This window comes from Geomonas azotofigens (assembly GCF_018919395.1).
Taxonomy (GTDB): domain Bacteria; phylum Desulfobacterota; class Desulfuromonadia; order Geobacterales; family Geobacteraceae; genus Geomonas; species Geomonas azotofigens.
The window spans coordinates 513,019-537,052 of record NZ_JAHLME010000001.1 but is presented as its reverse complement, the minus strand read 5'-3'; the positions used below and the strand labels follow the sequence as shown (position 1 = coordinate 537,052).

The following is a 24,034-nucleotide window of genomic DNA, read 5'->3' as shown; positions in this document are numbered from 1 at the left end:
CCGGCGGGGCTTTCCCCCCCCGTCTCAAGGAGGTGAGAGGCGGGGGTGGACTCGTTAACCGCGCACGATCTCCTCGAGGTTGCTGGCTATGGTGGTCGAGGTCGCGGCCTGCTCCTCGGACGCGGTGGCGATCTGGGCGATGACGTGTTCGATCTGCTCTATCGAGTTGACGATGTTGGCGAGCGAGCTGTCGACCTGGTGCGAGAGCGCCTCGCTCACCTCGGCCTCGCTCTTGCCGCGCTCGATCGATTCCACCGCCAGGACGGTTTCCTTCTGGATCTCCTCGACCATGAGCCGGATCTCCTTGGTGGAGGCGACGGTCCGGTCCGCCAGCCGGCGCACCTCGTCGGCCACCACGGCGAAGCCGCGCCCCTGCTCGCCGGCGCGGGCGGCCTCGATGGCAGCGTTCAGCGCCAGCAGGTTGGTCTGGTCGGCGATGTCGTTGATCACCGCCACGAACTCGCCGATTTTCGATGATTTTTCCCCCAGGTTGCCCACGATCCCCGCCGAATCCCTGACGATCTCCGCTACCTTGCGCATCTCGCTCACGGCCTGGCTCACCACGCTCTGCCCCTCGCGGGCGTTGCCGGCCACCTCGGCGGCGGAGTCGGCGGCGTTGACGGTGTTGCGCGCCACCTCGTTTACCGTCATGCTCATCTCCTCCATGGCGGTGGCGATCTGGGTCACCCGCGTCTCCAGGTATTCCTTGCGCTCGATGGCGTCGCGCTGGTGTTGCGCGACCGCCTTCTCGGCGGTGATGTCGTTCCAGCAGGCCATGTAGCAGAGCACCTTGGAGGGGTCGCGGCTGTCCCAGATGGGGTAGGTGGAGGTGCGCAGGGTGACCTCGCCGATGGGGATCTCCGCGGTGTGCGGCATCCTGCCGCGCGGTTCGCCGAAGATGCCCCGGATGCGGGCCGGGTCCTTGTGAAACTGGTGGATGCTGTTCCCCTCGGCGTTGGCGACGTCGGCGCCGCGCAGCCCCGCGTTCAACTGGCTGCGGAACTGCTGCATCAGGGCACGGGCCTGCTTGTTCATGTAGATGATCTTGTTGTCATGGCTGGTATCGCAGAGCATGACGATGTTGTCGACGTTGTCGAGCATCTGGGCCATCTTCGCGATTTCCACGGCCTGATCGTCCACCTTGGATTGGCAGGAGTTGCCGAAAAGTTTCATGAGGTTCTCCCTTCGCGCCTGCCGGGGCGCCGCTTCGTTGGTGCTCGCCCCGGCGCGGCGATGCGCGGGGAGATGCACAGGTCAGGTATCTTCATCGGCAGTACGGGCTAAAGCTTTAATGTGAGACCGTGAGAATCACCTCGTTTGCCGTGGGACTTTGCGCCGCCGGCGTTGCGCGACTTCCCTTCACCGTAGCTCATGTTAAAATCCTCTACTGTTGTTTTTGAGCCGGGAAGATGCCCGGGAGCGATATCATGGCGCACGGCAGCCACGCGGCGGCCGTCGACAGGAGGCGGGGATGCACGAAGCAATCGTCGTTTTTTCCCACCTGCGCTGGAGCTTCGTCTACCAGCGTCCGCAGCAGCTGCTGGCGCGCATGGCGGAACGACGCCGCGTCGTCTTTTTCGAGGAACCGGTGCTGGACCGGGAGGCCGCGCCGTTTCTGGAGCGCTCGACCCCCGCCCCGGGGGTGCTGGTGTGCCGTCCGCACACCCCGGTGCAGCGGCCGGGATACCACGACGAACAGTTTTCCTGCCTGGTCCCGCTCCTGGACGAACTCCTGCGCGCGGAAGGGCTGGAGCGCTACCTGGCCTGGTTTTACACCCCGATGGCGCTGCCGCTTGCGGCCACCCTCGAGCCCCGCCTGGTGGTCTACGACTGCATGGACGAGCTTTCCGGGTTCCTGGATGCCCCCAAGGAGTTGGCGGAGCGGGAGCGCGCCCTGCTGGAGCGGGCGGACCTGGTCTTCACCGGCGGCCCAAGCCTGTACCGGGCCAAGCAGCGCCACCATGCGCGGGTCTACTGTTTCCCGAGCAGCGTCGACGCCGCCCACTTCGGTCTCGCCTGCGATCCCGGCATCGAGCATGAAAGCCAGCGCCCCCTGCCGCGCCCCCGCCTGGGCTACTTCGGGGTCCTGGACGAGCGGCTCAACCTCCCCCTGCTGGACGCCCTGGCCTGCGCCCATCCGGAATGGCAGATCGTCATGGTCGGGCCGGTGCTGAAGATTGCCCCGGAGACCCTGCCCAAGCACGAAAACATCCGCTACTACGGCCAGCAGGAGTATGCCCAGCTCCCCCGCTTCCTGGCGGGATGGGACGTCTGCCTGATCCCCTTCGCCTTGAACGAGGCGACCCGCTTCATCAGCCCCACCAAGATATTGGAGTACATGGCCGCGGAAAAGCCGGTAGTGAGCACGCCCATCACCGACGTGGCCGAGCCGTACGGCGACATGGTCTTCATCGGCGACGGCATCGACAGTTTCATCGCCGGGTGCGAAGGGGCCCTGGCGCTGTCCGGGGCGAAGCAGCGGGACATGGTGCGGGCGATGCGGGAGGTGGTGGCCGGCACCTCGTGGGATGCCACGGTCCGGGCCATGGAGGAGCTGCTGGCGGCTACGCGGACGCCGAACCGGTAGCGGACCCAACCAGGCAGGAGCAAAGAAGAAGGCCCCGTTCAGGGGCCTTTTTTCGTGTCACCGCTGCCGGCCCGCTCCAGCTGTTGGGCCGGGAGGTCCGGGGCGGCGTCGCGCAAGTAGCGGGTGAGGGCGTCCTGGAGGGGGGGGAGTGCCGCCCAGCGCTCACTGGCGAGGGCCGAGAAGGGGGGGCGGGGGGCGATCCATCCCAGGGTGGAGGCGGGGCGGGGTAACACGGCGGCCGGATCGAACCCCGCCATGGTGGCGCAGCAGGTCGCCAGCTCGGCCCAGGTCACCGCACCCTGATTGCTCACGTGCCAGATCCCCCGGGCGGCATCCACCAGGAGATCGAGGCAGGCGTGCACCAGGTCGGGGACATAGGTGGGGGAGACCACGAGGTCGGAGGCGGCGCGTACCGTCGCTCCCTGGGCCAGCCGGCGCAGGGTCTCGGTCACGAAGTTGTACCGGTCCCAGGGGCCGAAGAAGGAGCTGGTCCGGATCAGCAGCGCCCCGGGATGCAGCCTGAGCACGCGGCGCTCCGCCTCGGCCTTGCTCCGTCCGTAGACGTTCAGCGGCGCAACGGGGTCGGTCTCGTGGTAGGGCGTTTTCTTGCTGCCGTCGAAGACCATGTCGGAGGAGAAGGTGACCAGGGCGATGCCCCGGCGCGCGCATTCCGCGGCGAGGATCCCGGGGCCGAGGGCGTTCTGCCTGAAGCAGGTGACGGCATCCCCCTCCGCCTCGTCGATGCGCACGAAACCGGCCGCGTTGATCACGGCCCACGGGGCGAAGCGCTCCAGCGCCGCGGCGACCGATACCCGCGAGGTGATGTCGAGCTCGGCGCGGGAGAGGAGATGGCAGGGGAGACCGCGGTTCGCGCAGACCAGGGAGAAGGCCTGCCCCAGGGTCCCGGTCTTGCCGATCACGACCACGCCTCCGCTCTCCGGGAGGGGCGGGTCCGGCGTGGCATGCCTCGGAGCGCAGCCGGCGAGCAGGCGCCCGGGTCGGCGCCACCATCCCGGGCGGGTGAGGGTGGGATGGAAGAGCTGACCCACGAGGGATACCTGTTGCAGGGCCGTGGCCAACGCTGTGGGGCGCGGTGTGGGACCGCTCACGTCGAAGACGCCGGGCTCGTACCTCCCGTCCATGCTGGTGAGAAGCCCGCTCCAGTCGAACGATCCCAGCAGGGCCCAGGAGGTCACTGCCCGCACCGGGACCCCCTCCCGGCACAGTTTCAGCGCGGCCTGCCACGCCTCGTGGAACCAGCGCAGCTGGTCCTCCCTGGTGGCGCCGGCATGGACCTCGGTGAGGGCCACCTCGCGACGGTAACGCAGCCACGCCGCGCGGAGCACTCCCTCGTGCCCGAGGATCCCCTCCGGGCAGGCGCGCACCGCCTCCACGTCCGCGTAGCGGTGCCGGTGGTTGCCGCCGTGAGTTTGCGCCGGGTAGCGCTCCAGGCGCTCGTCCAGGTGACGGTCGCTGGTGAGGTAGTAGTTGAGCCCGATCAGGTCCGGGGGCATGTCGCAGCGCTGGAAGTAGTCGAAATCATCCTCCGTGGTGCCGTTTTGGGACAGCCACAGGCGCAGGGGGTGGTCCCGGTCCACCCGCCCGGCCAGGAGGTCGAGGCTGAGCCAGCGGCGGCTGTTCTCGTAGTCGGCCTGGTACGCGAGCTCTCTCGTGGACGACGTCCTCCCCATGTCCTCGGTCATCACCAGCCTCGCCGCAGGGATCACGCGCCTGATGGCGCGCATCGCCTCCACGATACCGCGGCACTGCGAGAGGACGGCGGCGACGAAGCTGCGGTCATCGCGGCCATGGGGGTACCAGTGACCGTAGAGGCAGCTGAAGCGGGCGGTGGTGAGCGGTTCGTTGACGGGGGTGAACGAGGTGAGCCAGGGGTAGCGGGCGGCCACCATGCCGGCGTAGCGGGCGAGCAGGCTGGCGAAGGCGGGATCGGTGAGGCTCGTGTAGCGCGGGCCGCTGCCATGATGGAGAAAGCCGACGATCGGTTCGATCCCGAGCCCGCGCAAGAGCGGCAACCGTTCGTCGCTGAAGCTCCAGTCGGGGCGGTCCAGGGAGTCGGGGGCCACCATCTCCCAGAGCACGGGGTAGCGCAGCGCGGTGATCCCCAGGGTGGCGAAGAGTTCCAGGTCGCCGGGACGCGCCAGGTGGCCGTTCAGCTCGATCTGGCTGTGGAAGCGCTCCCCGATGCGGTTCAGGGTGCATTCGACCCCGCCCCAAAGCTCGGGGAAAAGCCGCCGCCCGCCGGACCCGGTCACGTCCGCCCCTCCCTACCGCGGGACCAGCAGGGCACCCTGCTGGCCCTGTTCCTGGTAAAGGGCGAGCACCCGCTCGCCCACCGCGCGGGCCGTTCCCGTCCGGACCAGCGCCACGCAGGCGCCGCCGAACCCTGCGCCGGTGAGGCGCGCGCCGAACACCTCCACCTGCCGCTGCAGCAGGGAGACCAGGAGGTCGAGCTCGGGCGTGGAGACGTCGAAGTCCTCCTTGAGGCTTTTGTGCGACTCGTTCATGAGCTCGCCGAACTGGCAGGCGTGGGGCGCCACCAACCCCTGGAGCACCCGCTCGTTCTCCGTGAGCACGTGCCGGGCCCGGCGCGCCAGGTCCCGGGGCAGGCGGCCCAGCTCGGTGGGGTCGTCCAGGTCGCGGAGCGAGGCGAGGCCTAAAAGCCGCGCCGCCTCCTCGCACTCCTGCCGGCGCAGATTGTAGCGGCTCTCCCCCAGCCGGCGCGGCACGCCGGAGTCGAGCACCAGGAGCTCGGAGTTGCGCGGCAGCGGGACCAGCTTGCGTTCCAGGGAGCGGGTGTCCAGAAAGAGCATGTGGGTGGTGTCGGCGAGGCTCGACGCCATCTGGTCCATGATGCCGCAGTTCACCCCGGCGTAGCGCACCTCGGCCTGTTGCGCCATCAGGGCCAGGGCGAGGTTGTCCAGGTCGAGGGCGAACAGCTCGCGCATGGCGCGCAGGAAGGCCACCTCGAGTGCCGCGGAACTGGAGAGGCCGCTCCCCATGGGGACCCGCGAGGTGACCCGCGCGCAGACCGGGTCGCAGTGGTAGCCGGAGACGCGCAGCAGGGCCAGGCAGCCGTGCAGGTAGGCGGCGAAGCCGCTGGGGACGGCGCCCCCAGCCTCGGACCAGGCGCGCTCCTTCAGCTCGCTGGCGTAGTAGTGGTTTAGGCCGTCGCGGCTTCTGGCCAGCTCCACCCGGGTCTCCAGGGGAATGGCGATGGGGAGGACGAAGCCGTCGTTGTAGTCGGTATGCTCGCCCAAAAGGTTCACCCGACCGGGCGCGCTCGCCGCGGCCTGCGCCGGAAAGCCGAAGGTGTTCTCGAAGCTGCTCTCTTCCATGGCGTCCTCCTTCTCTACCCCTGCCAGACGAGCGGACGCTCGATGCCGGCCACCGGCGCGCTGGGCCAGACCGGGTCGAGGGTGAGGTTCAAAAGGCCGGTCTTGGTGATGAGGAAGGTGTCCTCGATCTTGGCTCCGGGGAGGCTCGGGTTCCAGGCCACCGCCATCCCCGCCTGCAGCACCTCCCGGCTCTCCGGCCCCGCGATCGCCTCGCGGGACAGGTACCCCGTGGTTCCCCCCTGGTGGTGTTCGTGGATCGCCTCACCGAAGCCGAAGCCGGCGTAGGCGTAGCTCAGTTCGCGGTAGATCTCGTTCAACTGCTCGTTGGGGCGGGACAGGGTCAGCGCCCGCGCCTCGATCTCGCGCACCAGCCGGTGCCGCTCCTTCTCCTCGTCGGTCAAAGGGCCGAAGGCGACGAAGCGGGTCAGGTTGGCGTAGAGACCGAAGCCCCGGGCGCAGAAGACCAGCATGGCGTGGCGCCCGAGGGGCTCGTCGGTGGGAAGGGGGTGGCGGTACAGCGTGCCGCGCCGCTCCCCCGCCGCGAGGATCAGGGCCGGTGCGAGCCCGCGCGACAACAGGGCCCTCGCCCCCGCCCCGGCCAGTTGCCGTTCGCTCCACTCGGGCTGGGCGTGGGTGAGCACCTCGGTCATGGCCTGCGCCGCAAGCAGCCCCACCGAACGGTAGCGCTGCACCTCCGCCGGGGCGAGTACCAGCTTCGCGGACAGCAGGGGGACGGGGAGCTCGTGCTCCCCATCGTCGGGACGGTCGGAGCAGACCGGCAGTCCGTGCGCCAGCTCGCGCAAAAGCACGTCGATCTGCGAGGGGTAGGCCCAAGGGAGCACCCGGAGCTCGAACCCCTCAGGGAGTTGTTCTTCCGCCAGGCGCCGGGCCTCGATCTCGTTGGTGACCACGAAGGCCCCCTCCGGGGTGATCACCACCTCGGCCACCCCGGTTTCGGCGGCGAGCAGCACCTCGTTGGAGCCTCCCGCCGTGATCCAGGCGAACCAGTCGATGCCCTTCAGGCGCACCACCATGTCCGGACAGAGGCTCTCCTGGACCCGCCGCACCTTCTCGGCCGCCTCGGCCGCGCGGATGGCGTCGTTCATAGTGCCACCTCCACGTCCTTCAGTTCCCGCGCCTTATCCTCGGGGAGGGCGTCGTTGGCGAACATGCCCGCGGCGAGTTCGGTCCCGGCAAGGTACTTGAGCCGGTCGCTGGAGCGGTAGGGGGGATAGAACTCGGCGTGCAGATGGCTCTCCGGGTGGTGCCTGCCGTCGGTGGGGGCGCCGTACCACGCCATCAGGTAGGGGAAGGGGCGCTGCCAGAGGCCGTCGTACTTGAGGAGCGTGGTCTTCAGCGCCCGGGCCAGGTCGGCGCGCACAGCAGGGTCCAGGTGATCGAAGCCCGGGACCGCCCGGCGCGGCGCCACCCACACCTCGTAGGGGTAGCGGGCGCAGGGGGGGACGAAGGAGACGGCGTGCTCGCCGGCGTAGAGGACGCGTTCGCCGGAGAGCAGCTCCCCCTCGATCAGCTCCTCGAGCAGGGGGCGCCCCTTGTCGCGGTAGTGGATCAGCTCCTCGGCCTGCATGCGCGCGGGGACCGGCGGGACGATGGGATAGGCGTAGATCTGCCCGTGCGGGTGGTGCAGGGTGACGCCGACCTCGACCCCCTTGTTCTCGAAGGGAAGCACGTACTTGATGCAGCGGTCGCTCCCGAGGAGCGCCGTGCGGTCCCCCCAGACCTCCATGAGGAGTTCGATGTGCTCCAGGGGGAGCGCGGCGAGCGAGGCCGACGGGTCCTTGGTGAAGACCACCACCTCGCACTTGCCCCTGGCCGGCGCCGTCTTCACCCCGTCCCGGGGCGGGTCGTGCGCCGCCTGGGCCAGCGAGGGGAAGCGGTTGTCGAACACCGCCACCTGGTACTCCCCCTGGGGGAGCTCGGTCGGGTTTTCCGGGTCGCGGGTGGGGGCGAGCGGGTTGTACTCCGGCGGGGGCATGAAGGTGCGCCCCTGCCGGTAGCTTGCGTAGGCGACCCATTCCCCCCGCAGGGGGTGCCAGCGCAGGTGCGGGTTCGCCTGCAACGGCTCGCGGTTCGGGCTCGGGGCGGGGCCTTCGACCCGGATCGGGGTGTGACCGTAGAGGGTGAGGCTTCGTCCGTCCGGCTTCTTCATCTCTTCCCTGTAGAGCATGGCGTCCGGTCCTTTCCCTCGGCGCCGGGGCGCAAGGGGGTCAAGCGCTCGCGATGGTGGTTAGGTGCTTTCCCAGTGCAGCGCCCCCTCCTCGACCTGTCCGCGCACCGTCTCGGCGATCTTCTCCAGCGGGATCTTGGGGGTCCGGTCGGGGTAGAGGAGGCCGTTGGCTTCCTGGAAGGTGTCGGCGAACTGGGTGTAGCAAAAGCCGCTGAACATGGCGGTGCCCCGGGCGACGTCGATCAGGGCGAGCACCAGCTTTTCGAACTCCTCCAGGGTGGCGTGGCTGAAGTAGCCCCAGGTCCCCCGGTGCGACTCGTCCTGCGGGTTCACGTAGGCGACGCCGCCGAACTCGGTGAGGATGATGGGCTGGCCCCGGTGCGGGTAGCCGTCCAGGGTGAGGATACGCCCGCCGGGACGGCGCCGGTCGAAGAGCTCGTCGGGCTTCACCTGCGGGCCGTAGCGCTCCCTGAGCGTGTGCGGGTTGTTGTCGTAGTCGTGGATGCCGATGATGTCGGTGGCGGAGCTTTCCCAGCCGTCGTTGCCGATCACCGGGCGCTCCGGGTCGAGCGTCTTGGTGAGGTGGTAGAAGGCGTGCACCGCGTCGCGGTGGGCCTGGGTGGCGGTGAGGTCGGGGACCCCCCACGATTCGTTGAAGGGGACCCAGACGATGACGCAGGGGTGGCTGTAGTCGCGCTCGATCGCCTCGGTCCACTCCCGCATCAGGCGCTTGACGGCGCGGGTGGTGAAGCGGAAGGCCGACGGCATCTCGGCCCAGACCACGAGGCCGAGCCGGTCCGCCCAGTAGAGGTAGCGCGGGTCCTCGAGCTTTTGATGCTTTCTGACCCCGTTGAACCCCATCGCCTTGGCGAGTTCCACGTCGCGGCGGGCCGCCTCGGAGGAGGGGGGCGTCATCAGGGTGTCGGGCCAGTACCCCTGGTCCAGCACCAGCTTCAGGGGGTAGAGCCGGCCGTTCAAAAGGAACCGGTCCCGGTGCACCTTGGCGGAGCGGAGCGCCGTGTAGGAGGTGATGCTGTCGATCACCTCCCCCCCCTTCAGGAGCGTCACCTCGGCGTCGATCAGGTGCGGGTGCTCGGGGGACCAGAGCAGGTCGTTTCTGAAGTCGTCGATGCCGGGGTCGGAGAGGGCGATCCTTCGGTGCACCTCCCCCCGGATCACCCGGTAGCGGTCCTCGACCAGGAGGTCGCCGTCGCTGGAAAGGCGCACCTGCACCTCGAGCTCGTCCGCGATCGGTCCCAGGATGAAGGCCTCGAAGCCGATTTCCCAGCGCTCCAGGTGGGGCGACCAGCGGATCCTCCGCACGTAGGTCTGCGGCACCTGCTCCAGCCAGACCGTCTGCCAGATGCCGGTGGTGCGGTAGTACCAGATCGCGTGCGGCTCCAGGCGCCAGTCCTGTTTGCCGCGCGGCTTCTCCAGGTCCTCCGGGTCGTCCTCGACCCGGACCGTGACCCGCTGGTTCCCGTCCGGTGAGAGCAGGTGGCCGATGTCGGCGCTGAAGGGGGTGAAACCGCCGCGGTGCCGCGCCACCAGCATGTCGTTGACCCAGACGTGGGCCAGGTAATCGACGGCGCCGAAGTGCAGCAGCACCTTTTTTCCCGGCCCGGGACGGGACTCGAAATCGCGCTGGTACCAGCAGACCTTGTGGAAGCCGGTGTCCCCGACGCCGGAAGCGGTCGCCTCCGGGGCGAAGGGGACCTCGATGGTGAGGGGCCAGGTCTCGATGTCGGACGGGACGCCGTAGCGGCCGTCGTTGTCGAAGGTGAAGCGCCAAGGGCCGTTCAGGGAGAGCCATTCGGGGCGCCGCAGTTGCGGGCGGGGGTATTCCATGCGCCATGCCTCGCTTAAGGATTAAAAAAAATTCACCCGCAAAGACTAGCAGGGCGACGGCGATTTACAACAGCTCCGCGTCGTCCCCCTCCAGGCGGTGGAAGAGGTCGAGGGCGTTCTTGAAGGCCTGGTCCATGTTGAAGTACTTGTAGTTGGCCAGGCGCCCGACGAAGTGCACGTCGGGGAGCCGGTCCGCCTCCTCCTGGTAGCGCCGGTAGATCGCATCGTTGTCGGGGTTGGGAACCGGGTAGTAGGGGTCTCCATCGTCGGTGGTGTATTCGCGGGAGATGGTGGTCTTGTCGTGCTTTTGGCGGGAGAAGTGCTTGTACTCGACGATGCGGGTGAACGCGCCGTCGGCGGGGTCGGGGTAGTTGATCACGGAATTTTCCTGGAAGTATTCGCGGTCCAGCGTGATCCACTCGAAGCGGATGGAGCGCCACTGCAGCCTCCTGTGGCGGGAGTGCCGGTAGTCGAAGAAGCGGTCGATGGGGCCGGCATAGAAGAGCTTGCGGCAGCCGCGCACCTCGGCCGTCTCTCTCACGTCGAAGTAGTCCGTGTTCAGGCGCACCGCGATGTTGGGGTGCTCGAGCATCTTCTCGAAGAGCTTGGTGTAGCCCTCGAGCGGGAGCGCCTGGTAGCGGTCGCTGAAGTAGCGGTCATCGAAGTTGGTGCGGATGGGAATTCTCTGCAACACCGAGGCGTCCAGCTCGTGGGGGTACTTGTCCCACTGTTTCTTGGTGTAGTGCTTGAACATCTTCTCGTAGAGCACGTGTCCCACCCGCGCCAGCGCCGCCTCCTCGCCGTTTCTGGGGGCGGGGTGCTTCACCTGGACCCGGTCCAGGAAGCGCTGCATCTCCGTTTCGCTGCGCAGCGCCAGGCCGAATACCGAGTTGACCGTGGTGATGTTGACCGGAATCGGCACCAGCTTGCCGTCCACCCGGGCCAGCACGCGGTGCTCGTAGGGGTACCAGGTCGAGAAGCGGTTCACGTAGCGCCAGACGTCGTCGTACTCGGTATGGAAGAGGTGCGCGCCGTAGTTGGAGACCAGGATGCCGTGTCGGTCGAAACTGTCGTAGCAGTTGCCGCCGATATGGTGGCGTTTCTCCAGCACCAGCACCCGCGCCCCCCGCGAGGCGTAGCGCTCCGCCAGTGTCGACCCCGAAATGCCCGCTCCCACGACGGCGATGTCAAATGCGCCCATGGATCACCTCTCAGCCGTGAAAAATATTAGCAAATGATAATGTGTTGGGCGGGGTAGTCAACGGCGGGCTGCTGCTGGCGGGAGGCCCCCGGAGTACACTGTCACAGTAATTGTGAGTACAGTCACAAAGACTCAAGAAACAGAGAAGGGGCTGTCATAAACAAGGACATTGTAGTGGACTAATATCTGAAGGAGGTGTAAGTTTTACGCCTAATCGAAAAAACTTCTCTGTTTTCCCGATGCTCACGCTGTATTGACTGGATCTGCTTGTCGTTTCACCTACAACAAGTTGCTATCTGGAGAAATACATGATCAGCTCCTGCTGCTCCGGTACCGCCGTCGACTACCCCCACGGTTCACCCGTTTTGCTGCTGGAAGCCGCCCTGGTCAGCATGGACCGGCTGGCGATACAGCGCGTCTACGCCGATTCCGGCCTCTCCCCCTTGAGTTTCTGCGAACAGGTTGTCGCACCGGCGCTGGCCGTTATCGGCGAGAAGTGGGACCGGGGCGAGCTTTCCCTCTCCCATGTCTACATGAGCGGGCGCCAGTGCGAGGAATTCATGGAACAGGTGCTCGGGGGACGCTCCGCGTCGGTGCCGGAACGCAGGTGCGTGGCGCTGGCGGTGCTTGAGGACTACCACCTGCTGGGCAAGCGCCTGGTAGGGTTCGTGCTCAAGGGTGCGGGGATCAGCTACCTCGATTACGGCACGGTGGGCGTGCAGGAGTTGGTCCGGCGGGTCCAGCGGGACGGGGTGCGGGTGCTCCTGATTTCCGCGCTGATGCTCCCCTCCGCACTGAAGGTGCGCGAGGTGCGCGACGCCCTGGACCGGCTCGGGATAACGTGCCGCATCGTGGTGGGAGGCGCCCCCTTCCGCCTCGACCCGGCGCTGCACCACGAGGTGGGGGCGGACCTGAGCTGCGACACGGCGTCACAGGTGCTCCCCGCACTGGCGCGGCTCAGGGAGGGGGAGTCATGACCAGCATGGAGCGCGTCCTTGCCACCTTGTCACACCGGGAGCCGGACCGGGTGCCCCTGTTCCTGCTCCTGTCCCTGCACGGCGCCCGCGAGCTCGGGCTCACCATCGAGGAGTATTTTGCCAAGACCGAACACGTAGTGCAGGGGCAGTTGCGCATGCTCGAGCGCTACGGGCACGACTGCATCTACGGTTTCTTCCACGCCTCGCTGGAAGCGGAGGCATGGGGGGGAAGCACCATCTTCACGGAGGACGGCCCTCCCAACGCGGGTCCTCCTCCGCTCAAAGCCGACATGATCGCCTCGCTCGCCCCGCCGCGGATAGCCGAGGTACCGGGGCTCACCAGGGTGCTGGAAGCGCAGCGCGCCCTGAGGCGGGCGGTCGGCGACAGCGTCCCCATCGTGGGGGTGGTCATGTCCCCCTTCTCGCTGCCGGTGATGCAGCTCGGCTTCGACCACTACCTCGACCTCATCTTCGACCGCCCGGACCTCACCCACCGGCTCATGGAGATAAACGGCGCCTTCTGCGCCGAGTGGGCCAACGCCCAGCTCGCCGCCGGGGCCCACGCCATCTGCTACTTCGACCCGCTCGCCTCCCAGAAGATGATCGACCCCGCCCTGTACCGCCGCTTCGGCCGTCCCGCGGCCCAAAAGACCATAGCCGCCATAGCGGGTCCGACCGCCACCCACCTCGCCTCGGGGCCCTGCCTGCAGGTCGTCGACGACCTGGTCGACACGGGCACCATGATGGTCGGCGTGGGAGGGGAAGAGGACCTCGCCGCGGTGAAGGCGGCCTGCCGCGGGCGCCTTGCGGTGCTGGGCAACCTCAACGGCATCCAGATGCGGTGCTGGGACGAGGCCGCGACCGTCGCGGCGGTGCGGGGGGCGATCGACGCCGCGGCCGCCGGTGGCGGCTTCATCCTCTCGGACCAGCATGGCGAGATCCCGTGGCAGGTGCCCGAAGCGACCCTGGACCTGATCGCGCAGGCGGCGCGGGAATACGGCCGCTACCCGCTCGCCGGCGGGAGGGGGGGACCATGACGACCCCGCGCATCTACTGTTGCGAGGCCCTCGGGGGGGACGTCACCAGCGCACTGGCCGGGGGATGTCTGGGCGGGGCAGAGTGCACCACCTTCACCGGGTGCTGCGGACGACCGCCCGTTTCCTGGGACGACCTGCGGCGCCTGTGCGGAGGCTCACCCGCCATCGTCGTGGGGGGCGAGTGCCTGGCGCACCTGGGCGCCCCCCCCGATGACCTGCGCCGGGTGCAACTGCTCAGGAAGCGTCACTGCGCCGCCCTCGTCTGCGGCGATTACGCCTTCGACCGCCTCACCGCCGCGGGCGCCTACCTGGTCACCCCGGGGTGGCTCGCCCGTTGGCGCTCCTTCGTCGAGGGGTGGGGCTTCGACCGGAGTACCGGGGCCGATTTCTTCGCGGAGAGCTGCGCCGGGATCACCCTGGTCGACACCGGGAGCTCGCCGGAGAGCCTTCGCTGGCTGGAGGAGTTCGGCGCCTTCGTGCAGCGGCCGGTCGAGTCGGTTCCGGTCGGCCTGGAGCTCCTCGCCCTGCAGTTACAACGGGCACACGGCGAACTGGAGCGGCAGGAGACGTGGGAAGGGGACGGCGCGGTCGCGCCGGCCTCCGATTACGCGCTGTTGCTCGACCTGCTTTCCAGGCTCTCCAGCAGCAGCGGAGAACAACGGGTGGTGGAGGAGCTTCTTTCCGTCTTCGCCATGCTCTTCGGGGCCAAGGAGGTCGCCTTCATCCCGGGCAGCGGCGGGCCGCTCTACCGTCATGGCGAGGCGGTTACCCAAGACGTGATCCTGCGCCAACTCACCGGCGAGGTGCGGGGGGGCTTCGAGGTGACGGAGCAGGCCTCGGGGTTCCTGGTGCGCCTGAATCACAACGGCCTGGTGGGGTGGATCTGGGCGGGCCACTTCGCCCTGCCCCAGCACCTGCAGAGGTACCTGAACCTCGCCGTCAGTGCCGCCAACGTCTGCGCCATGGCCATCGTTTCGGCGCGCACCGTCTACCGCAACCTCAAGGAAAGCGAGGACAGGTACCGGCTGCTGTTCGAGAACATGGGCAACGGTTTCGCCCTCTTGAAGATGCTGCTGGGGCCGATGGGAACCCCCGCCGACTTCAGTTTCGTCGAGGTGAACCCAGCCTTCGAGGCCTTCACCGGCAGGAGCGAGGAGGACCTGGTGGGGCGCACCATGCTGGAGCTGCTTCCCGATTTCGACGCGACCCAGCTCGAGAGCCTGGGGCAGCTGGCCCGCGAGGGGACGCCGCTGGCGCTGGAGCGCTACTTCTTCAACGGCAAGTGCTGCCAGGTCTGGCTCTTCCGCCCCAGGCCTGGGTACTGCGGCATGATCATCAACGACATCACCAAGCAGAAGCTCCTGGAGGACAAACTCAGGCAGGCGATCAAGATGGAATCGGTGGGGCGTCTGGCGGGGGGGGTGGCGCACGAGTTCAACAACATGCTGTCGGTCATCATCGGCTACGCGGAAATGCTCGGGATGGAGTACCACGGCCACCCGCGCATCTCCGACAGCCTGCACGAGATCTGCAAGGCGGCGCAGCGCTCCCGCGACCTGACCGCGCAGCTGCTCTCCTTCTCGCGCCAGCAGCTCATCGCACCGAGAACCCTGGACATCAACGAGGCCCTGGGGGAGCTCGCGCGCAAGGTCGCCCTCCTGGCCGGACGGGGGACGCGGCTCTCCCTCAAGCTTTGCCGGGAGCCGTGGCCGGTGCGGATAGACCCGGCCCAGCTGGAAGAGATGGTCACCAACATGGTCAGCAACGCCGGCGCCGCCATGCCCAACGGCGGGGACCTCGTCATCGCCACCGAGAACGTCACGGTCGGGGATGATATCTGCAGCGCCAACATCGACGCCGTGCCGGGGGAGTACCTGGAGATCGCCATCTCGGATTCCGGGCACGGCATGGACCGCGAGACCTGCCGCCGCGTCTTCGAGCCCTTCTTCACCACCCGGGAGGTGGGGCAGGGGAGCGGCCTGGGGCTTGCCAGCGTGTACGGCATGGTCACCCAGAACGGCGGCTTCGTGACCGTGGAGAGCGAACGGGGGGTGGGGACGACCTTCAAGGTCTGCCTGCCGCGCTATCGGGAACGGGTCCAGGAGCTGAAGGCGGTTCCGGCGGGGCAGGCGACCGGTACCGTGCTGGTGGTCGAGGACGACGAGATCGTGGGGAGGATGACCTTGAAGATGCTGGAGCACATGGGGTACCGCGTGCTCTTGGCGGAGAATTCGGTCCAGGCGCTGGAGTTGTGCCGGGCGGAACACGGCATCGACGTGGTGCTGTCGGACGTGATGCTGCCGGGTGCGAGCGGGAAGGATGCGGTGGAAACGATCCTCGCCCTGAGGCCGGATCTGAAGGTCATCTACATGTCGGGCTACGCTCCCGAGACCCTGCTGGACAAGGGCGTGGACCGCAGCCGGGTCAACTTCATCCAGAAGCCCTTCGACATGGCGAGCCTTGGGGAGAAGATCAAGTCCGCCCTTGCCGGCAACTTCGCTATCGGGTAGTCCCCCCGTCTTGTCCCCCGCCGGTGTACGCCCGCCGGAAGCAGAGGGCGAGCACTCCCGCCAGCGCCAGGGTCGCCGCCATGAGCAAAGCGGAGACCACCGGGTCGGTCAAGAGGGCCGGCCTTGCCAGCAGCACCCCTCCGAGCCCCAGCATCATCAGCCCCGATACCAGCTTCAGCACCCGCCCCTGCCATTCGCTCAGTTTCTTCCCACCCAGCGTAACCGTGAAGATCACCACGATCGCCGCCAGCGGCACCGCATATACCAGGCAGTAGAGGGCAAGGTATGAATAATAGCCAGGTGCCGTGAGCCGGTGCAGCGTGAGCGCGCGGGTGAAGACCATGGGGAAGCCGGCGGTGCACAAAAGTTCGTAGCTGTTGGCGGCGACGGCGAGGACGCCGGTTCCCGCCAGAAGGGACGGGAGCGACTCCGCCTTCAGAAGAAGCCTCATCCGGGCGAAGAGCCTGGGCTTTTTCCCCTCCGGAATACCGAGCGTCACCCCCTGCCGGAACAGGAAGAAGTCCTTCACGTTGACGAGGCCGATGAGGAGCGCCAGGATACCCGCGGCAGTGGTGACGGCGGGGAGTGTCCCGGCCACCAGGAACAGGTTCAGCCACGCCGCCAGGAACAGGAAGTACAAAAGCCCCGAGACGAAGACGAAGACGCCTCCGATGAGGAGCATGCGGCGCCGCGACCGGGCGTGGATCAGGAGGCTCAAAAGGAAGAAGAGCACGAAGAAGGCGCACGGATTGAAGCTGTCCAGCGCGGCGATCACGACGGTGAAGAGGGGAAGTGATTGCCGCGGGTCGAGCTCTCCGAGCAGCGGGACGGTGACGCGGTCGGTGACCCGGGGCTTGGGGGCTGGCCGTGCCGGGTGCTGCAACGCCTCCTTGACCGCCTCTTCCAGCTGTGCCGGAGTCCCCTCCGAGAATCCGCTGAAGTAGTGCGGCCCGATGATGAAGACCGGCACCCCGGTCGCCTCCCGCCCCCTCTCCTTCGCCATGCGCATGAGAAGGGGGATGTTCTCGCGGTGCGTAAGCACCTCCGTCGCCTCCACCCTGAGGCCGGGGTAGCTGCGGCGCAGCTGCTCAAGGAAGGGCTTCGCCTCGGCGCAGTGCGGGCACCCCTCGCCCCAGAAGAAGTACAGGGTGGCCGTCGGGGCGGCACCGGCTGGGGGACACACGCCGGCAACGCAGAGCGCGATCAGGAGCAGGGCGCAGGCCAGGCGCGATGGGAGGAGCTGCAAACGGTGCCGGGATGAACTGCCGGGGAGGGTGCGGCGACGTGGCGCGCCGGTTCGGGGGGCGGAGCGTGGAGCGTGAAGGTGTTTTGTGGGGAGCGTTGTGGCCATGCCGCAAATGATACTACGGGTGGTGCCTTTGGCCAGGGGCGCGGCTCACACCAGCCGGTACGCCTTCAGCTCGGCCTTGAGCCAGGCGTAGACCACGGGGGCGGCGACCAGGCCGGCCACGCCAAAGATGGCCTCCATGACCAGCATCGCGGTCAAGAGCTCCCAGACGCTCGCCTTTACCTCGGTCCCGACGATGCGGGCGTTGGTGAAGTACTCCAGCTTGTGGATCAGCACCAGGAAGGCCAGGGAGGCGAGACCGACCATGGGGGAGACGCCGAGGCTGATCAGCACGATGGTGAAGTTGGAGATCAGGTTTCCCACGACCGGCAGGAGTCCGGCGATGAAGGTCAGCAGGATCAAAAGCGTCACCATGGGGAGGTAGATGCCGCACATGGGGAGGACCACCGCGAGGTACAGGGCGGTCAGGGCGGTGTTCAGAAGCGAGATCTTCACCTGGGCGAACACCACCTTGTCGAAGGCGCTCGCGAGGTTCAGGAGCCGGTCGTGCAGGTGGCCGGCCAGCGGCGGGAACCCCTCCTCCCGGTTGAAGCGGTGCAGGACCGCGAGGCTTCCCACCACCATCCCCAGGACCAGGTGCGCGAAGGTCTTCACCCCCGATATCCCCACCGAGGAGATGTTCTTGCCGTGCTCGCGCAGCATGGTGACGATCTGCTCGCGCAGCTCGTCCACCGTATCCGGCAGCAGCGCGGTCAGGTCCTCCGGCAGGTTGCGCTTCAGGTTGTCGAGCGTTTCGGCGGCGGTGCCGAGCAGGTTGGACATGCCGTGGTGGCCGCGCAGAAACGACCAAAGCCCCAGGCAGATCCCCGATACCAGTCCGATCACGAACAGGATGATCCCCGCCAGCGCCACCTTCTGGGTCAGCGTTCCCCAGCGTACCGGGAGCTTGAGCGCCAGCTTCGCGGTGAGCGCGTACACCGCGAGCCCGGCGAAAACCGCAGGCAGCAGGTGGAAGTGCAGCACCGTGAAGACGGCGAGCGCCGCCAGGGCGTAGCTGATCTGCAGCGTGATGGGGATCGATCTGGTTTCCATGACCACCCTTTTACTATCAACCCGTGCGCCGCGTCCAGTAAAATCAGGACGATACCCGGCGCGCGCGACAGCAAAAAAAGGCGCCCGCGGCTTCAGCCGCGGGCGCCTTCGGCGTTTATGCCGCTGTCGGGACTAGCAAAGTTCCTTGGCCGCGGCGAGCACCGCGGCGTAGTCCGGCTCCTGGGTCACCTCGGGGACGAAGTGGATGTGGCGGATCACGTTCTTCTGGTCGATGACGAAGATGGCGCGCGCCAGCAGTTTGAGCTCCTCGATCAGCACGCCGTAGGCCAGGGCGAAGGAGCGGTCGCGGTAGTCGGAGAGGGTGACCACCTTGTCGATCCCGGCGGCCCCGCACCACCTCTTCTGGGCGAAGGGAAGGTCGGCGCTGATGGTCAGGACGACGACGTTGCCGGGGAGCGCGGCGGCCTCCTGGTTGAAACGTCTGGTTTCCGTGTCACAGACGGGAGTGTCCAGTGAAGGAACGGCGCTGATTATCTTGACCTTTCCCTCATAGGTCGTCAGGGTCACCTGGTTGAGAGAGTTATCCACCACGGCGAAATTGGGAGCGGCGTCTCCCACCTTCAGTTCCGGCCCCACCAGTGTCACCGGGTTTCCCTTGAAAGTAACTTTAGGCATAGTTCCTCCTGCTCAGGTTGAATTCTCGGGAAAGGGTAAGACATTTTCGGCGGATTGCAACCGTCGCCCGGTACAGGGCGTCGTGCCCGACCATTTTTGGCCACCTCGCTGCGCGCCCGGGCCGCCTCCGCCTGCGGAAGGTTCTGTCGTGACGTGTGGGAAAAAAGGGGCATTGGTGGCTCCCCCTCCCGCAAGGGGAAAGGGGACTGGCTCCGCAGGTGCCAGTCCCCTGCGCCACGGCAACCTGCGGCTCCAGTCACTTTGTCGGCATGGGGAGCCCCTCGCGCAGGAAGCGGGCCACCTCTTCCGGCGGGACCGGGCGGCAGAAGAGGTACCCCTGCATGACGGAGCAGCCGTGCTCCAGGAGAAACGCCATCTGCTCCGCGGTCTCCACCCCCTCGGCGACGATCTCCAGCCTCATGCTGGTGGCCATGGAGATGATGGCGGTGGTGATGGCGGCGCCGTCGGGATCCCTGGTGACGCCGGTTATGAAGGAGCGGTCGATCTTCAGGGTGTCGATCGGGAAGCGCCTGAGGTAGCTCAGGGAAGAGTAGCCGGTGCCGAAGTCGTCGATGGAGACGGTGACCCCCATGCGCTTGAGGTCGGCGAGGGTGGCGGTGGCCTGCTCCACGTCGCGCATGATCACCCCCTCGGTGAGCTCCACCTCGAGGTGATGCCCTTCCAGCGCGAAATTCTGCAGGCATTCCGCCACCATCTCGATCAGGCTCTTCTTGAGGAAATGGCAGCCGGAGAGGTTGACCGCGACCCTCGGGGGGGCGATCCCCTCTGAGCGCCAGGCGGCGACCTGGCGGCAGACCGCGTGCACCACCCATTCGTCGATCAGCATGATCTGCCCGCTCTCCTCGGCGAAGGGGATGAAGCTTGCCGGAGACATGAAGCCGAGTTCCGGGCTCTGCCAGCGGATCAGCGCCTCCAGTCCCACGATCCTGCCGCTGCCGGCGTCGACCTGCGGCTGGTAGTGGAGCACGAACTCCTCGTTGGCGAGCGCCTTCCTGATCTGCCGCTCGAGGAGCAGCCGCTCGCAGGCGGCGTCGTTCAGGGCCTGCATGAAGAACTGGGCGTTGTTACGCCCCTCCCGCTTGGCGTGGTACATGGCGGTGTCGGCGTTGCGCACCAGGGTCATGGCGTCCTCGCCGTCATCGGGATAGATGCTGATGCCGATGCTGGCCGTGACGCAGATCTCCACCTCGTCCAGCAGGAACGGGTCGGAGAGCTGCTGCAGGATTCGCTGCGAGGCGGCGATCACCCCGTTGCTGTCCTGGATGTCCTCCATGATCACGGTGAACTCGTCCCCCCCCAGCCGGGCCACCGGGTTCCCCTCCGGCGTCCCTATCCCCTGCCACACGGAGTCGTAGCCGCGGATGCAGCGCTTGAGGCGCTCGGAGACCTCCCTGAGCAGGTCGTCCCCCACGGCGTGCCCCAGGGTGTCGTTGATCTCCTTGAAACGGTCCAGGTCCAGGAAGAGGACGGCGACCTTCTTGCGGTAGCGGCGCGCGAAGGTGAGGGCGCGGTCCAAGAGCTCCCCGAAGAGGACCCGGTTGGGGAGCCCGGTGATGCTGTCGTAGTAGGCCAGGGAGCGGACCTGGTCCTCGATCCGCTTCCGTTCGGTGATGTCCTGGATGGTCCCGGAGATGCGCACCACCCGCCCCGTCTCGTCCGTGCAGACCTCCCCCTCGGTGTGGCAGTAGCGCTCGTCGCCCCGGGGGAGCACGATCTGGTGATCCAGGCTGATCGGCCGCTGGTAGGCGCAGGCGTCCTCGAAGGCCTTGTTGAAGAGCTCCTTGTCGAGCGGGTGGATGGTGTTGAGGAAGGCCGCGTAGGAGGAGTCGAAGCCACCGGGATCGACGGCGAAGATGTTGGAGATCTCCTGGGACCAGTAGAACTGGTCGTTGAGGATGTCCCACTCCCAGCTCCCCATGTGGGCGATGCGGTGGGCGTTGCTCAGGCGCGCCTCGCTCACCCTGAGGTCGCGCATCGCCTTGGAGGAACGGAGCATGTAGCGGACCCGGTGCCGCAGGATGGCCCAGTGGATCGGCTTGGTGACGAAGTCGGTGGCCCCGGCGTGATAGGCCTGCTCGATGGCGCGGGTGTCGTCGAGGCCGGTCATCATGAGGATCGGGACGTCGCCCCCGGCGGGGAGGGCGCGCAGGGCGCGGCAGGTGGAGAAGCCGTCCAGCTCCGGCATCATCACGTCGAGCAGGACGATGTCGGGCTGCAACTGCCGGAACTGCTCCAGGGCCACCACCCCGTTCTCGGCCTCGGCCACGAAGAATCCCGCCTGCTCCAGGGCCGCCACGGCCAGGTCCCGCATCATCTCGTCGTCGTCGACGACCAGCACCAGCTCGGGGCGCAGTTCGCTCTCGTCGTCCAGGTATGGTTCCATTTCGACCTTCATCTCCTCCACGTGGTATCCCACCAGCGCCCGCGGGGCGGGCGCCGTCTCTTCCCTTTCAGGCCGCCGGGAGCCCCGGCAGCGCGGCGAGGAACTCGATCGCCGTCCGGTGCTGCGCCTCGATCCGCCGCAGCAGCGGTTCGGCCCCCTCCAGGGTCCCCTCGGCCGTCAGCAGTTCCAAGAGGCGGCAGGAGTCGGCGAGCTCCACGCACCCCAGCGAGGCGCTGCTCGATTTCAGCGTATGCGCGGCCTGGCGCACCCCCTGCGCGTCCTCCCCGGCGAGCCCCTCCCGCATCGATGCCACCAACAGCGGGCTTGACTTCATGAACGAGCCCACCACCTTGACCAAAAGGTCCGGTTTGCCCGGAAGCTGCAGCGCACGGATCTCGTCCAGCGCGGACGGGTCGATGCCGGAACCGGCGACGGCGGGCTCGGCTGGCGGCGGCTCCCGTTCCTCCTCGCTGGCGGGGGCGGTCGGGGCGATCCAGCGCTGCAGCAGGGCGACCAGCTGCGCCTGGGTGAAGGGCTTGGTCAGGTAGTCGTCCATGCCGGCGGCGAAGCATTGCTCACGGTCGCCGCGCATGGCGTGGGCGGTGAGGGCGATAATGGTGCGGTGCACCCCTTCTGGCGCGTCCTTCTCCCGTTCCCGGATGGCGCGGGTGGCGGCGTAGCCGTCCATGATCGGCATCTGGCAGTCCATGAAGATCAGGTCGAACTCGCGCCGGGCGATGGCGTCCAGGGCATCCGCGCCGTTGTTGGCCACACTGACCACGCAGCCGGAGGCCTCCAGCATGGCGGTCGCCACGTCCTGGTTCACCGGGTTGTCCTCCACCAGGAGCACCGTCGCCGACAGCGCCACGGCGGGCCCCTGTTCCGCGCCGGACCGCGGCTGTACCGCGCGAGTCATCCCCACCCCCAGAAGGTCGACGATGGTGTTGTAGAGCCGGGACTGGCGCACCGGCTTGCTGACGTAGCAACCGATGCCGGCCTTGACCGCCTCGGCCTCGTCGCCGTACTGCCCGACTGAGGTGACCATGAGGAGCTTGATCGAGTCCAGCGCCGGGTCCGCCTTGATGGCGCGGGCGAGGTCGATGCCGTTCATCCCCGGCATCTGCATGTCCAGTATGGCGAAGTCGTAGGGCGCCCCGTCCCGGGCCCCCCGCCGCATCAGCTCCAGCGCCGTCGCCCCGTTATCCGCCATGTCCGCCTTGATGCCCCAGGCGTGCAACTCGTGGTGCATGATGCTCAGGTTGGTCGAGTTGTCATCGACGATGAAGGCCCGGTAGCCGGCGAGGCAGGCGGCGCTCGGGCTCGCGCTCCGCTCCGACGCCTCGCGGCGCAGCTTCAAGGTGAAGCGGAAGGTCGAGCCGACGCCAGGCTCGCTCTCGAGGCCGATCTCCCCCCCCATGAGCTCGACCAGCTGGCGGGCGATGGTGAGCCCCAGCCCGGTCCCGCCGTACTTGCGCGTCGTCGAGTTGTCGGCCTGCGAGAACCCCTCGAAGATCCGGTCCTTCACCTCCGGGGCGATGCCGATACCGGTATCCGCCACCTCGAGCCGCACCACGACCTCCTCGCCGCGCTCCTCCTTGAGCGTTCCCCGGATCACCACCTCGCCGCGGTCGGTGAATTTGACCGCGTTCCCCACCAGGTTCATCAGGATCTGGTGCACCCGCACCTGGTCCCCCACCAGCACCGGGGGGACGTCGTTTTCCACCATGGCGACTATCTCAAGCCCCTTGCGGTGCGACGCCTCGGCCAGGAGCTCGACCACGTCGGCCACCGTGTCCTGGAGGTTGAAGGCCGTCTCCTCGAGTTCCAGTTTGCCGGCCTCGATCTTGGAGAAGTCCAGGATGTCGTTGATGATGCTGAGCAGCGCCTCCCCGGAGCGGCGCACCGAGGAGACGAACCGTTTTTGCTGGTCCTCGAGCCTGGTCGCCATGAGCAGTTCGGTCATCCCGAGCATGCCGTTCATGGGCGTGCGGATCTCGTGGCTCATGTTGGCCAGGAACTGGCTCTTGGCGCGGCTCGCCGTCTGCGCCGCCTCCATCGCCCGCTGCAGTTCGGCCACGGTGAGCTCCAGCTCCTGGGTGCGCTGCGCCACCTTTTGTTCCAGTTCGTCTCGATAGCCGGCGAGTTCCCGGTCGCGGGCCTGGATCTGGCCCAGCATCTCGTTGAATCCGTCCATCAGTGCGCCCAGTTCGTCATCGGCGCTCTTTTGCACCCGGACCGCGAAATCCTGGTCCCGGGACACTCCCTCCATGGTGCGGGCCAGTTGCATGATCGGGGCTGACACGACCCCCTGCAATCTGAGGGAGACCAGGTACGAGCAGAACAGGCTCCCCAGCATCGCCAGCAAGGCGCCGCCAAGCACCCAGCAAAGCTTGGCGTTGACGTCCCGGTAGTCTGCCCGGATCACCACGGTGCCCAGCGGCTGCCCCTCCAGGAGGATCCTGGAACTGACCACCATGTCGCCGTCCACGTCCCACAGGTCCCCGCCTGCCGCCTCCCGGGCCAGGGCTTTGCCGGATTTCGCCACCGGGACGCCTCCCGCGGCGCGGTAGGAGGCGAAAGGCTGCCCATCCTCGGAAAGGACGTACGCCTCCAGGATGTATTTCTTGTCCTCGAGAAACTGCAGCGTGCGCTGGGCGTCCTTCTTGTCGCCGAAGGCGAGCGCCGCCGAGCTGTTATGCCCGACGATGGAGGCGAGAGTGGAGAGTTCCTGGTGCATCCCGATGCGGGACAAGACGAAGGTGCCCACCACGAAGGTGAGCGAGACGAGCACCAGCGTGAAGCCGCTGGCGATCAGCAGGATGAGCATCAGTTTTTTGCGAATCGGCAGGCGGCCGATCAATTTCCGCATGGCTTCTACCCGTTTGAAAG

The 24,034-nt window shown here is 67.5% G+C and carries 16 protein-coding genes; 4 read left to right on the top strand and 12 right to left on the bottom strand.

Annotated elements, in window-relative coordinates; genetic code table 11:
- Window positions 1-54: 54 nt before the first annotated feature.
- Entirely contained in the window at window positions 55-1,173 is a 1,119-nt protein-coding gene (locus KOL99_RS02420) for a methyl-accepting chemotaxis protein (protein ID WP_216508901.1), read from the bottom strand.
- Between the two features lie 298 nt (window positions 1,174-1,471).
- On the opposite strand from KOL99_RS02420, the gene KOL99_RS02415 reads away from it, so the two are divergent.
- Window positions 1,472-2,587: a glycosyltransferase gene (locus tag KOL99_RS02415; RefSeq protein WP_216508900.1), complete on the top strand. Its 1,116-nt coding sequence runs from the start codon at window positions 1,472-1,474 to the stop codon at window positions 2,585-2,587.
- A gap of 38 nt (window positions 2,588-2,625) precedes the next feature.
- Here KOL99_RS02415 and KOL99_RS02410 read toward each other — a convergent pair whose 3' ends face one another.
- From KOL99_RS02410 to glf, 6 genes are all read right to left on the bottom strand, one after another.
- Window positions 2,626-4,860: a family 1 glycosylhydrolase gene (locus KOL99_RS02410; RefSeq protein WP_216508899.1), complete on the bottom strand. Its 2,235-nt coding sequence runs from the start codon at window positions 4,858-4,860 to the stop codon at window positions 2,626-2,628.
- Between the two features lie 12 nt (window positions 4,861-4,872).
- Entirely contained in the window at window positions 4,873-5,943 is a 1,071-nt protein-coding gene (galK, locus tag KOL99_RS02405) for a galactokinase (RefSeq protein ID WP_216508898.1), read from the bottom strand.
- Window positions 5,944-5,957: 14 nt separating this feature from the next.
- Complete coding sequence (locus KOL99_RS02400) at window positions 5,958-7,049, bottom strand: M24 family metallopeptidase (protein ID WP_216508897.1); 1,092 nt, start codon at window positions 7,047-7,049, stop codon at window positions 5,958-5,960.
- On the bottom strand, window positions 7,046-8,131 hold the full coding sequence (gene galT, locus KOL99_RS02395; protein WP_216508896.1) for a galactose-1-phosphate uridylyltransferase: 1,086 nt from the start codon (window positions 8,129-8,131) through the stop codon (window positions 7,046-7,048). The genes KOL99_RS02400 and galT overlap by 4 nt, the downstream gene beginning before the upstream one ends.
- Window positions 8,132-8,191: 60 nt before the next feature.
- Window positions 8,192-9,979 (bottom strand): glycoside hydrolase family 2 TIM barrel-domain containing protein, encoded by a 1,788-nt coding sequence (locus KOL99_RS02390; RefSeq protein WP_216508895.1) that lies wholly within the window; start codon window positions 9,977-9,979, stop codon window positions 8,192-8,194.
- Between the two features lie 64 nt (window positions 9,980-10,043).
- Complete coding sequence (gene glf / locus KOL99_RS02385) at window positions 10,044-11,180, bottom strand: UDP-galactopyranose mutase (protein WP_216508894.1); 1,137 nt, start codon at window positions 11,178-11,180, stop codon at window positions 10,044-10,046.
- 308 nt (window positions 11,181-11,488) lie between these two features.
- Between glf and KOL99_RS02380 the strand changes: the two genes are divergently transcribed.
- The 3 genes from KOL99_RS02380 to KOL99_RS02370 are packed head-to-tail and all read left to right on the top strand — an operon-like array spanning window position 11,489 to window position 15,704.
- Window positions 11,489-12,157 (top strand): cobalamin B12-binding domain-containing protein, encoded by a 669-nt coding sequence (locus tag KOL99_RS02380; RefSeq protein WP_216508893.1) that lies wholly within the window; start codon window positions 11,489-11,491, stop codon window positions 12,155-12,157.
- On the top strand, window positions 12,154-13,194 hold the full coding sequence (locus KOL99_RS02375; RefSeq protein WP_216508892.1) for a uroporphyrinogen decarboxylase family protein: 1,041 nt from the start codon (window positions 12,154-12,156) through the stop codon (window positions 13,192-13,194). The genes KOL99_RS02380 and KOL99_RS02375 overlap by 4 nt, the downstream gene beginning before the upstream one ends.
- Complete coding sequence (locus KOL99_RS02370; RefSeq protein ID WP_216508891.1) at window positions 13,191-15,704, top strand: response regulator; 2,514 nt, start codon at window positions 13,191-13,193, stop codon at window positions 15,702-15,704. The genes KOL99_RS02375 and KOL99_RS02370 overlap by 4 nt, the downstream gene beginning before the upstream one ends.
- Here the strand turns inward: KOL99_RS02370 and KOL99_RS02365 are convergent.
- From KOL99_RS02365 to KOL99_RS02345, 5 genes are all read right to left on the bottom strand, one after another.
- Complete coding sequence (locus KOL99_RS02365) at window positions 15,694-16,950, bottom strand: glutaredoxin family protein (RefSeq protein WP_216508890.1); 1,257 nt, start codon at window positions 16,948-16,950, stop codon at window positions 15,694-15,696. The genes KOL99_RS02370 and KOL99_RS02365 overlap by 11 nt on opposite strands.
- A 150-nt stretch (window positions 16,951-17,100) precedes the next feature.
- Window positions 17,101-18,105 carry an AI-2E family transporter gene (locus KOL99_RS02360; RefSeq protein WP_216508889.1) on the bottom strand — a complete coding sequence of 335 codons (1,005 nt, stop codon included), beginning with the start codon at window positions 18,103-18,105 and terminating at the stop codon, window positions 17,101-17,103.
- Between the two features lie 132 nt (window positions 18,106-18,237).
- Window positions 18,238-18,741 (bottom strand): thiol peroxidase, encoded by a 504-nt coding sequence (tpx, locus tag KOL99_RS02355; protein ID WP_216508888.1) that lies wholly within the window; start codon window positions 18,739-18,741, stop codon window positions 18,238-18,240.
- Between the two features lie 256 nt (window positions 18,742-18,997).
- Window positions 18,998-21,145 carry a putative bifunctional diguanylate cyclase/phosphodiesterase gene (locus KOL99_RS02350; RefSeq protein ID WP_236025740.1) on the bottom strand — a complete coding sequence of 716 codons (2,148 nt, stop codon included), beginning with the start codon at window positions 21,143-21,145 and terminating at the stop codon, window positions 18,998-19,000.
- Between the two features lie 67 nt (window positions 21,146-21,212).
- Entirely contained in the window at window positions 21,213-24,014 is a 2,802-nt protein-coding gene (locus tag KOL99_RS02345; protein WP_216508887.1) for a response regulator, read from the bottom strand.
- Window positions 24,015-24,034 lie beyond the last annotated feature (20 nt).

Bases quoted from the DNA above. Each gene is read 5' to 3' on its own strand.
- KOL99_RS02415 (WP_216508900.1), top strand. From the start codon at position 1,472: ATGCACGAAGCAATCGTCGTTTTTTCCCACCTGCGCTGGAGCTTCGTC.
- KOL99_RS02345 (WP_216508887.1), bottom strand. From the start codon at position 24,014: ATGCGGAAATTGATCGGCCGCCTGCCGATTCGCAAAAAACTGATGCTC.
- KOL99_RS02370 (WP_216508891.1), top strand. From the start codon at position 13,191: ATGACGACCCCGCGCATCTACTGTTGCGAGGCCCTCGGGGGGGACGTC.
- galT (WP_216508896.1), bottom strand. From the start codon at position 8,131: ATGCTCTACAGGGAAGAGATGAAGAAGCCGGACGGACGAAGCCTCACC.
- KOL99_RS02360 (WP_216508889.1), bottom strand. From the start codon at position 18,105: ATGGAAACCAGATCGATCCCCATCACGCTGCAGATCAGCTACGCCCTG.
- KOL99_RS02390 (WP_216508895.1), bottom strand. From the start codon at position 9,979: ATGGAATACCCCCGCCCGCAACTGCGGCGCCCCGAATGGCTCTCCCTG.
- KOL99_RS02380 (WP_216508893.1), top strand. From the start codon at position 11,489: ATGATCAGCTCCTGCTGCTCCGGTACCGCCGTCGACTACCCCCACGGT.
- glf (WP_216508894.1), bottom strand. From the start codon at position 11,180: ATGGGCGCATTTGACATCGCCGTCGTGGGAGCGGGCATTTCGGGGTCG.
- KOL99_RS02375 (WP_216508892.1), top strand. From the start codon at position 12,154: ATGACCAGCATGGAGCGCGTCCTTGCCACCTTGTCACACCGGGAGCCG.
- KOL99_RS02400 (WP_216508897.1), bottom strand. From the start codon at position 7,049: ATGAACGACGCCATCCGCGCGGCCGAGGCGGCCGAGAAGGTGCGGCGG.
- KOL99_RS02350 (WP_236025740.1), bottom strand. From the start codon at position 21,145: ATGGAACCATACCTGGACGACGAGAGCGAACTGCGCCCCGAGCTGGTG.
- KOL99_RS02420 (WP_216508901.1), bottom strand. From the start codon at position 1,173: ATGAAACTTTTCGGCAACTCCTGCCAATCCAAGGTGGACGATCAGGCC.
- tpx (WP_216508888.1), bottom strand. From the start codon at position 18,741: ATGCCTAAAGTTACTTTCAAGGGAAACCCGGTGACACTGGTGGGGCCG.
- galK (WP_216508898.1), bottom strand. From the start codon at position 5,943: ATGGAAGAGAGCAGCTTCGAGAACACCTTCGGCTTTCCGGCGCAGGCC.